This window comes from Limnohabitans sp., from assembly GCF_044373035.1.
In the GTDB taxonomy this organism is placed as follows: Bacteria; Pseudomonadota; Gammaproteobacteria; order Burkholderiales; family Burkholderiaceae_C; genus Limnohabitans_A.
On record NZ_JBILQU010000013.1, the window covers coordinates 34797 to 42661 of the forward strand.

Sequence of the window (7865 nt, forward strand, 5' to 3'; positions counted from 1 at the left end):
CCCCCATGAACACCCCTGCCAACACACCTGCGGATAAACCGGTCGATGCCATCGCCCTGGTCGGCCCCACCGCCAGCGGTAAAACCGCAGTGGCACTGGCCTTGACCCAAGCCCTGCAGCCCCAAGGCGGCGCAGAAATCATCAGCGTCGACTCGGCCCTGGTTTACCGGGGCATGGACATCGGCACCGCCAAACCCAGCCGCGAAGAACTGGCCGCCGTGCCACACCACCTGATCGACACACTGGACCCGCTGCACAGCTACAGCGCGGCCGAGTTCGCAAAAGACGCCACCCGACTGATCCGCGACATCCGTGCACGCGGCAAAACCCCGCTCTTGGTGGGCGGCACCATGCTGTATTTGAAGGCATTGCTGGAAGGCCTGAACGACATCCCTGCAGCAGACCCACAGGTGCGCGCCCAAATTCACCAACAAGCCGAGCAGTTGGGCTGGCCCGCCCTGCACGCGCAACTGGCCCAGGTGGACCCGCAGACGGCCGCGCGCCTGGCGCCAGGCGACAGCCAACGCATTGGCCGCGCCTTGGAAGTCTGGACTGCCACAGGCCAAAGCCTCACCTCGTTCCACCAAAGCACCAAGGCCAACGTCCCCGACTGGCACATCCCCGTCATCAGCCTGGAGCCGCTGGACCGCGCTTGGCTGCACCAGCGCATCGCTTTGCGCTTTGAACACATGATGGCTGCCGGCTTCATGGACGAAGTGCGGCAACTCAAGGCACGCGGCGACCTGCACCCTGACCTGCCCTCGATGCGCTGCGTGGGTTATCGCCAGGCCTGGGAAGGGCTGGACGCGGGCTGGACAGAAGCCGAGATCCTGGAGCGCAGCATCTTCGCGACCCGCCAACTGGCCAAGCGGCAAATCACCTGGCTGCGCAGCATGCCGCAGCGGCGGGTGGTGCAGGCCGATGCACCGGATGCACTGGCGCAAGTGCTGCGGCGCGTTGAGACAGCCCCGTCTTAATCATGGGCGTCTTTACGCCGACCGCTTTTGATTTTGGACTGAATCGATTTGCCTTCCAGCCGTCTTTGCACCGAGCCATATGTGGGTTTCGTCGCCTTGCGGTCTTTGGGGGGCTTGGCGTACAGGTCCAGCGTTTCATACAGCCGTGCCCAGGCGTCCACCCGGTTGGCCTCTTGTGTGCGGTGTCGCTGGGCCTTGAGGATGAACACGCCCTCCAAAGTCAGACGGCTGTCGCCCGACTGCAACCAGCGCTGTTTGACGTCGTCCGGCAAGGACGAGCCCGCCACGTCAAATCGCAGCTGGATGGCGCTGGAGACCTTGTTGACGTTTTGCCCACCCGGGCCTTGCGCCCGGATGGCGCTCAGCTCGACCTCGGCGTCGTCGATGTGAAGGGCGTGCTTCATGGCACACGCACTCCGCCGGGCGCCTGTTGAAAGGCAAACGGGTTGAGGAATTGGCGACGCCAGAACAGCTGGCGATCCACTTCGCTCAAGCCCGCCTCATCGCAAGTGGCTTCCCATTCGCGCTCGATCACCGTCACCTGTTGGTTGACAATGGCAATGGCGTCTTCGCGCCCCAGCAAAAAAACTGGCGCGGCTGCGATGCAGCTGGCCACTTGGCTGGCGCGGTCAGCACCTTGGATCAACATGGCTTGTGAGGCTTGCTGGCCCGAACGCGATTGAGGGCAGATGTCATAGGCGGGCGTTAGCGTTAGTTGGCGACCGTCCCAAAAGGCCGCGTGGTTGCGAGCGTGGTCGTCGGTGTTGCCACATAAAACATTGAAGACGATGCGCGAAAACAGTTCGCGCAAAGTGGCTTTGGCATGGGTGAATCGGTGGCGAATGATCTCGGCCAGTTTTTCGTAGCTGGCATAAGCAGCCATCATTTCATCCAGCTCAAACAGCGTGAGCGCAGACACCATGGCACGGCGACGCCATTGCCCCTGGTGCCGAATTCGGTCAAAGCGCTCGATCAAAAGCACGTCTTTCCCCAGCGCTTGGCGCAGCTGTACCGGGGCCACGTTCAAGCCCACCTTGTGGGCCAATCGCATGGCGATGAACTCGGCCTTGACCACGCTGTAGAGGTCATTGCTGGCCGAAAATTTGGCGATGAATTTGCGCTCCCCATCAGCCATCAACACCTTTGGCCGAGCGCCACCTAGGGATGTGCCGTGCAGCAAGGCTTGGTCCAAACCGGGAGCCAGTGGCAGGCCTCGGTCGACTTTTTCTGCCGCAGTTTGCAAGGCTGCCAAAGAAGCCTCTTGGGCTTGCCGCGCCACATAGCGCAGCGGCGAGACCTGAAAATCCATGGCCCCCACCCTGTCCGAGCCAGATACGAGCAAATACGTCAACTCGTCCAACTCGAATCCGTCTGACCCTGGCCCTTTGACGCCCAACTGCTGGTTGGTCAACACACGGCGGCCCCAGGCATCGGGTGAGGCATCGCGGATGCAACTGGGCATGGTCAAGCCCGGCAGCAAGGGCAAGGGTCCGGCACGCAAAGGCAACTCGGGTGCATACAGTGCCATGGCATCTGGGCGGTCCAAGTAACTGCGGCCGTAATTGAAAACAAAGCGCGCCCCTTGCCGCGTCAACACACCGGCCACCACGGGCTCGCTGGCCTCGGGCAACCAGACCCAAACATAGGCCTCGGTGGACAAGGTGGGCTCAGAAGTCATCGTTCACCACCTGCTTGCCAGACCGGATGGCCTTGGGCATCAAGGCCATTTTTTCCTGTTGCCTGCCCAATTGCTGGGTCAGCAAACGGGCGTCCGACTCGAACAAAGGCACGCCACAGATCGTGGCCACTTCAAACACGGCTCCGATGGAGCAGCCCGGGTCACCACGCTCAATGCGTTGCAGCAAGCTGCGGGAGATACCTGCGCGCGCCGCTAAATCGGTGGTGGTGAGGTCCCTGCTCAGGCGCGCTTCGCGCACAAGTTGCCCCAACAGCGACAGGGCATCCAGGCTGTACTGCGAACAAGGGCGGGTGATGGGCTTGGCCATGGCGGGTGTCGTGAAGAACCGTTTTAGAGCGGTCTAAAAGCGCATTGTTTCAAGTGCGCCGCACAAAGTCAAATTTTATTTGATTCATAAATGAGTCACATAGCCTTTTATGTATCATCAATGAGCCAATACATGGCGCGAACCCAGATGGGGCATCAGTCCAGCGCTCGGCGCTCAGACCAATGATGCAGCGGCCTTTATTGCAGCGGCCCCTTGAGGTTTTCCGGCAAGGCCATGACCTCGATGCCTTCGTCAATCAGGGCCTCGGTTTCTTCGCGCGTGGCTTGGCCGCGGATGTTACGCACATCGCGCTCGCCGTAATGGATCTTGCGGGCTTCTTCGGCAAATTTCGTTCCCACATCTTCGGTGTTGGCCATGACGTGGCGCACCATGTTCATCATGGCCGACTGCATCTGCTGCAAGGCATCGGGCAGCATGTCAGGCAGGGCTGGTGCAGCAGGTGGGGCGTCGGCAGCGGAGGATTGCGAGCCACCCGCAGCGCTGCCCGCGCCCGCAGGCTCAGCGTCCTGGCCCAGCGCCACTTTGGGGGCTGTGCCGTGGCCCAGATTCAAGCGCGGTGCCGACAGCATTTTGGTGATCTCGCTGTCGTTGCACACGGGGCAGGTCACCAGGCCCCGTTCGCGCTGAGCGTCGTAGTCGTCTTGAGAGCCAAACCAGCCTTCAAAGCTGTGGCCCAAGCGGCATTGCAGGTCAAGGACTTTCATGGCGTCGATTCAGGCGACGGTTTGCCAATGCAAGGGCCACTGGCCCGATTGCACGTTTTGCAACCACAGTAAGCCCGTCAAAGTCTTGGCATCGGTCAAGCGGCCTTGCTGGCAAGCGGCCATCAGCTCGGCGGGGCTGGCAGTGAACACATCCAAGAATTCGTCTGTGTCCAGTCGGCGCTCTCCCAAGCTCAGCTCTTTGGCAAACCAGATCTCGATCACCTCGGTTGAATAGGCGATGACCGGGTGCAACACCCCGGCACGTGCCCACTGGTGCGCGGTGTAGCCGGTTTCTTCTTGCAGCTCACGTTGGGCGCACAACCAGGGGTCTTCGCCGGGGTCGAGCTTGCCAGCCGGAAACTCGGTCATGACCTGCCCCACAGGGTAACGAAATTGCCGCTCCATCACCAAGCGCAGACCGTCGGGCGTGTCGAGCATGGGAATCACCATGACGGCGCCGGGGTGCACCACGTATTCACGGGTTGACAGGTTCTGATTGGGCAAGCGCACAGTGTCGCGAAAAGCGTGCAGGAAACGCCCGCGCAAGAGCTCTTCTTGGAGGACCCGGTGCTCGATCAGGTGGTCGTCAGACATTCAAACCAGTGTGAGGGCAGTGCCGCGCTCAGTGTTTGCGGTGCAACAGGTAGCGGTAAACAAAACCCGGAAACGCCAGCGTGGTGAACATGGTGCCGGTCACCGCATAAAACTCCCAGCCCTGCGGCGCGATTTGCCCGGCATGGTTTTCCAGGGCCAGGCCCACACCACCCACCACAAAGTACAAAACCACCAGCTCCATCAAGCGCCAGAGCAAAGGCTTGGACAGGCGCTGAGGGCCCATCAGCAGGATGCGCTGGTTGAAAAACGGCACGTTGGCGGCAAGCATTGCCAGCAGGATCAACAAACCAATTTGGGTGGACGTGCTCATGGTGCAGTGTTCAAAGCATCAGACCGTGAGCATACGCACAATTGAATCGGCGCACAAAGCCATGAGTGCACCGGGGAAAATGCCCAACAACAAGACCAGCAGGCCATTGGTGGACAAGACCAGGCGCACGTCGAGGGTGGCCGAGACGGTGGTGGCGGTGACGGGTTCGTCAAAGTACATGACCTTGACCACGCGCAGGTAATAGAAAGCACCGATCAGCGACATGATGACCGCGAAGATGGCCAAGCCCATGTAGAAAGCCTGACCGGAGGCCACCAGCGACTGCAGCACCGACAGCTTGGCATAAAAGCCCACCATCGGCGGAATGCCCGCCATCGAGAACAAGCCAATCGCCATGACACCCGCGTACAAGGGGCTGCGCTGGTTCAGGCCTGCCAGGTCGGTGATCTCTTCGCTCTCAAAGCCCTGGCGGGCCAGCAACATGATCACGCCGAACGCGGCCAAGGTGGTCAACACATAAGAGACCATGTAGAACATGGCCGAGCTGTAGGCGTTGGCCGCCAAGGTGGTCTCGCCATTGATCACGCCCGCCACAAATCCCAGCAGCACAAAACCCATTTGCGAGATGGTCGAATAGGCCAGCATGCGTTTGAGGTTGGTCTGGGCGATGGCCGCCAAGTTACCAATGAGCAAGGAGCCAATGGCCAGCAGCGACAGCATTTGCTGCCAGTCAAACGCCAGCGGCAGCATGCCTTCCACCAGCAAGCGCACCAAAATGGCAAACGCGGCCAGCTTGGGCGCGCCACCGATCATCAAGGTCGCCGCAGTTGGGGCACCTTGGTACACGTCGGGAATCCACATGTGGAAAGGCACGGCGCCGATCTTGAACGCCAGACCCGCCACAATGAAGACCAGGCCAAACACCAGCACCTGGTGGTTCACCTGACCCGAAGCAATGGCTTTGAGCACCGCAGACAGATCCAGGCTGCCGGTGGCGCCATACATCATGGACATGCCGTACAGCAAGAAGCCCGAAGCCATGGCCCCGAGCACGAAGTACTTCATGGCCGCTTCACTCGCTTGCGCGTGGTCGCGGCGCAGGGCCACGAGCGCATAGCTCGACAGGGTCAGCAGCTCCAAGCCCAAATAGATCACGATGAAGTTCTGGCCCGAGATCATCATGCTCATGCCCAGCAAGGCAAACAGGCTGAGGCTGAAAATCTCCCCGCCGCGCAGCATGTCGCGGTCAGCGGCATAGGGGCGCGAGTACACCAAAGTCACCATCACCGCGATGGTGGCAAAGCACTTGAGCCAGTGGCCCATCGGGTCGCTGACCACCATGCGGCCAAAGCCGTAAAGCGTCTGCCCGGCATCGGCGTAGATGGCGTGCAACAAGGCCACGCCGCCCAGAGACGCCAGCGTCAGCACATAGGTGGCCGTGCGCTTGGGGCTTTTCACGTAGAGGTCGGCCAGCGTCACCACGCAGGCCATGACCAGCAACACGATCTCCGGATACATCGTCATCCAGCTGGAGTTGTCCATCATCTGTGTTCTCTCAATTGTTCTATTCAGGCGAAACGTTCAGGTCCTGGCCGCTCACGGCAGCTTGGACACGGCCACGTGCTTGAGCAAGTCCATCACCGAAGCATCCATCACATCGGTGAACGGTTTGGGGTAAATGCCCATGTAGAGCACGGCCACGGCCAGCAGGCTCAGCATCAGGAATTCACGGGCGTTGATGTCGGCCAGACCTTTGACGTCGTCATTGGTCACAGGGCCCAGGTACACGCGCTTGAACATCCACAAGGTGTAAGCCGCGCCAAAGATCAGGGCCGAGGCGGCCAGCAAGCCGATCCAGAAGTTGAATTTGACGGCACCCAAAATGACCATCCACTCGCCCACAAAGCCAGCGGTGCCAGGCAAACCGGCATTGGCCATGGCAAACAGCAAAGCAAAGGCGGCAAATTTGGGCATGGTATTGACCACGCCGCCGTAGCTGGCAATCTCACGCGAGTGCACCCGGTCGTACAAGACTCCGATGCACAAGAACATGGCGGCCGACACGAAGCCGTGCGCGATCATCTGCACAATGCCGCCAGACACGCCCAGCGGGTTGAAGATGAAAAAGCCCAAAGTGACAAAACCCATGTGCGCCACCGACGAATAAGCCACCAGCTTTTTCATGTCTTGTTGCACCATGGCCACCAGGCCCACATAGACCACAGCCACCAGCGACAAAACAATGATCAACAGGCCCCACTCGCGGGCGGCATCGGGTGCGATCGGCATGGAAAAGCGCAAGAAACCATAAGCGCCCAGCTTGAGCATGATGGCCGCCAGCACGGCAGACCCGCCGGTGGGCGCTTCAACGTGTACATCGGGCAGCCAGGTGTGCACCGGCCACATGGGCACCTTGACGGCAAAGGCCGCAAAGAAAGCAAAGAACAGCAAGGTCTGCACGCCGCCCGCCAAGGGCAGTTTGTGCCAAGTCAGGATATCGAAGCTGCCGCCGGATGTGATGTACAGATAGATCAAGGCAATCAGCATCAGCAAAGAGCCGAGCAAGGTGTACAAGAAGAACTTGAAGGCCGCGTAAATCTTGTTCGGGCCACCCCAGATGCCGATGATCAGGTACATCGGGATCAAGGTGGCTTCAAAGAAGACGTAGAACAAGATGCCATCCAGCGCACTGAACACGCCAATCATCAAGCCCGAGAGGATCAGGAAGGCGGCCATGTACTGGTTGACTTTGCGGGTGATGACTTCCCAGCCTGCAATAACCACCACCACGTTGATGAAGGCCGTCAGTGGAATCAGCCACAGCGAGATGCCGTCCACGCCCAGGTGGTAGTGCACATTGAAGCGCTCAATCCACGAGGCTTTTTCGACAAACTGCATCTCGGATGTGCCGAGTTGAAAGCCCGAAATCAAAGGCAGTGTGACCAGCAAACTGGCGATCGCGCCGACCAGCGCCAGCCAGCGCACAGCACCCGCTTGGCTGTCGCGACCGAAGGCCAGCAAGACGACACCGAACGCAATCGGCATCCAGATGGCAAGGCTTAACAATCCCATTTTTATTTTGTCCTCAAAACCGTTAAGCGAGCCAGACGAAATACGTCATCAGCACGAACACGCCCAAAATCATGACCAGGGCGTAGTGATACAGAAAACCCGACTGGAACCAGCGGACCACGCCAGAGATCAGTCCCACAAGTTTCCAAGATCCGTTGACAAAGAAGCCGTCGATGATGGCGCGGTCGCCCACCTTCCA

At 60.0% G+C, this 7865-nt stretch carries 9 protein-coding genes; 1 reads left to right on the forward strand and 8 read right to left on the reverse strand.

The features are described from left to right. Window positions 1-5: 5 nt before the first annotated feature. A complete protein-coding gene (gene miaA / locus ACIQ47_RS03880) occupies window positions 6-977 on the forward strand; it encodes a tRNA (adenosine(37)-N6)-dimethylallyltransferase MiaA (RefSeq protein ID WP_396436936.1) in 972 nt (323 codons plus the stop codon). Here the strand turns inward: miaA and arfB are convergent. The 8 genes from arfB to ACIQ47_RS03920 form a co-directional block, all read right to left on the reverse strand. After that, entirely contained in the window at window positions 974-1381 is a 408-nt protein-coding gene (gene arfB, locus ACIQ47_RS03885; RefSeq protein WP_296292194.1) for an alternative ribosome rescue aminoacyl-tRNA hydrolase ArfB, read from the reverse strand. The two genes, miaA and arfB, sit on opposite strands and share 4 nt — an antisense overlap. Next, window positions 1378-2655, reverse strand: coding sequence for a type II toxin-antitoxin system HipA family toxin (locus ACIQ47_RS03890; protein WP_396436937.1), 1278 nt, complete (start codon window positions 2653-2655; stop codon window positions 1378-1380). Before ACIQ47_RS03890 ends, arfB begins: the two co-directional genes overlap by 4 nt. Then, window positions 2645-2983 (reverse strand): helix-turn-helix transcriptional regulator, encoded by a 339-nt coding sequence (locus tag ACIQ47_RS03895; protein WP_296292196.1) that lies wholly within the window; start codon window positions 2981-2983, stop codon window positions 2645-2647. Before ACIQ47_RS03895 ends, ACIQ47_RS03890 begins: the two co-directional genes overlap by 11 nt. A gap of 197 nt (window positions 2984-3180) precedes the next feature. Beyond that, window positions 3181-3708, reverse strand: a complete 528-nt coding sequence (locus ACIQ47_RS03900) for a DUF1178 family protein (protein ID WP_396436938.1) — start codon at window positions 3706-3708, stop codon at window positions 3181-3183. A 9-nt stretch (window positions 3709-3717) separates the two neighbouring features. Further along, window positions 3718-4302 carry an NUDIX domain-containing protein gene (locus ACIQ47_RS03905; protein ID WP_296292198.1) on the reverse strand — a complete coding sequence of 195 codons (585 nt, stop codon included), beginning with the start codon at window positions 4300-4302 and terminating at the stop codon, window positions 3718-3720. Between the two features lie 28 nt (window positions 4303-4330). Then, entirely contained in the window at window positions 4331-4633 is a 303-nt protein-coding gene (locus ACIQ47_RS03910) for a DUF2818 family protein (protein WP_296292199.1), read from the reverse strand. An 18-nt stretch (window positions 4634-4651) separates the two neighbouring features. Further along, complete coding sequence (gene nuoN / locus ACIQ47_RS03915; RefSeq protein ID WP_296292200.1) at window positions 4652-6139, reverse strand: NADH-quinone oxidoreductase subunit NuoN; 1488 nt, start codon at window positions 6137-6139, stop codon at window positions 4652-4654. 51 nt (window positions 6140-6190) lie between these two features. Then, window positions 6191-7666, reverse strand: coding sequence for an NADH-quinone oxidoreductase subunit M (locus ACIQ47_RS03920; RefSeq protein ID WP_396436939.1), 1476 nt, complete (start codon window positions 7664-7666; stop codon window positions 6191-6193). Window positions 7667-7865: the final 199 nt, after the last annotated feature.

What these genes read in the sequence shown, in the direction of transcription:
- miaA (WP_396436936.1), top strand. Translation starts at nt 6, where the DNA reads ATGAACACCCCTGCCAACACACCTGCGGATAAACCGGTCGATGCCATC.
- arfB (WP_296292194.1), bottom strand. Translation starts at nt 1,381, where the DNA reads ATGAAGCACGCCCTTCACATCGACGACGCCGAGGTCGAGCTGAGCGCC.
- ACIQ47_RS03890 (WP_396436937.1), bottom strand. Translation starts at nt 2,655, where the DNA reads ATGACTTCTGAGCCCACCTTGTCCACCGAGGCCTATGTTTGGGTCTGG.
- ACIQ47_RS03895 (WP_296292196.1), bottom strand. Translation starts at nt 2,983, where the DNA reads ATGGCCAAGCCCATCACCCGCCCTTGTTCGCAGTACAGCCTGGATGCC.
- ACIQ47_RS03900 (WP_396436938.1), bottom strand. Translation starts at nt 3,708, where the DNA reads ATGAAAGTCCTTGACCTGCAATGCCGCTTGGGCCACAGCTTTGAAGGC.
- ACIQ47_RS03905 (WP_296292198.1), bottom strand. Translation starts at nt 4,302, where the DNA reads ATGTCTGACGACCACCTGATCGAGCACCGGGTCCTCCAAGAAGAGCTC.
- ACIQ47_RS03910 (WP_296292199.1), bottom strand. Translation starts at nt 4,633, where the DNA reads ATGAGCACGTCCACCCAAATTGGTTTGTTGATCCTGCTGGCAATGCTT.
- nuoN (WP_296292200.1), bottom strand. Translation starts at nt 6,139, where the DNA reads ATGATGGACAACTCCAGCTGGATGACGATGTATCCGGAGATCGTGTTG.
- ACIQ47_RS03920 (WP_396436939.1), bottom strand. Translation starts at nt 7,666, where the DNA reads ATGGGATTGTTAAGCCTTGCCATCTGGATGCCGATTGCGTTCGGTGTC.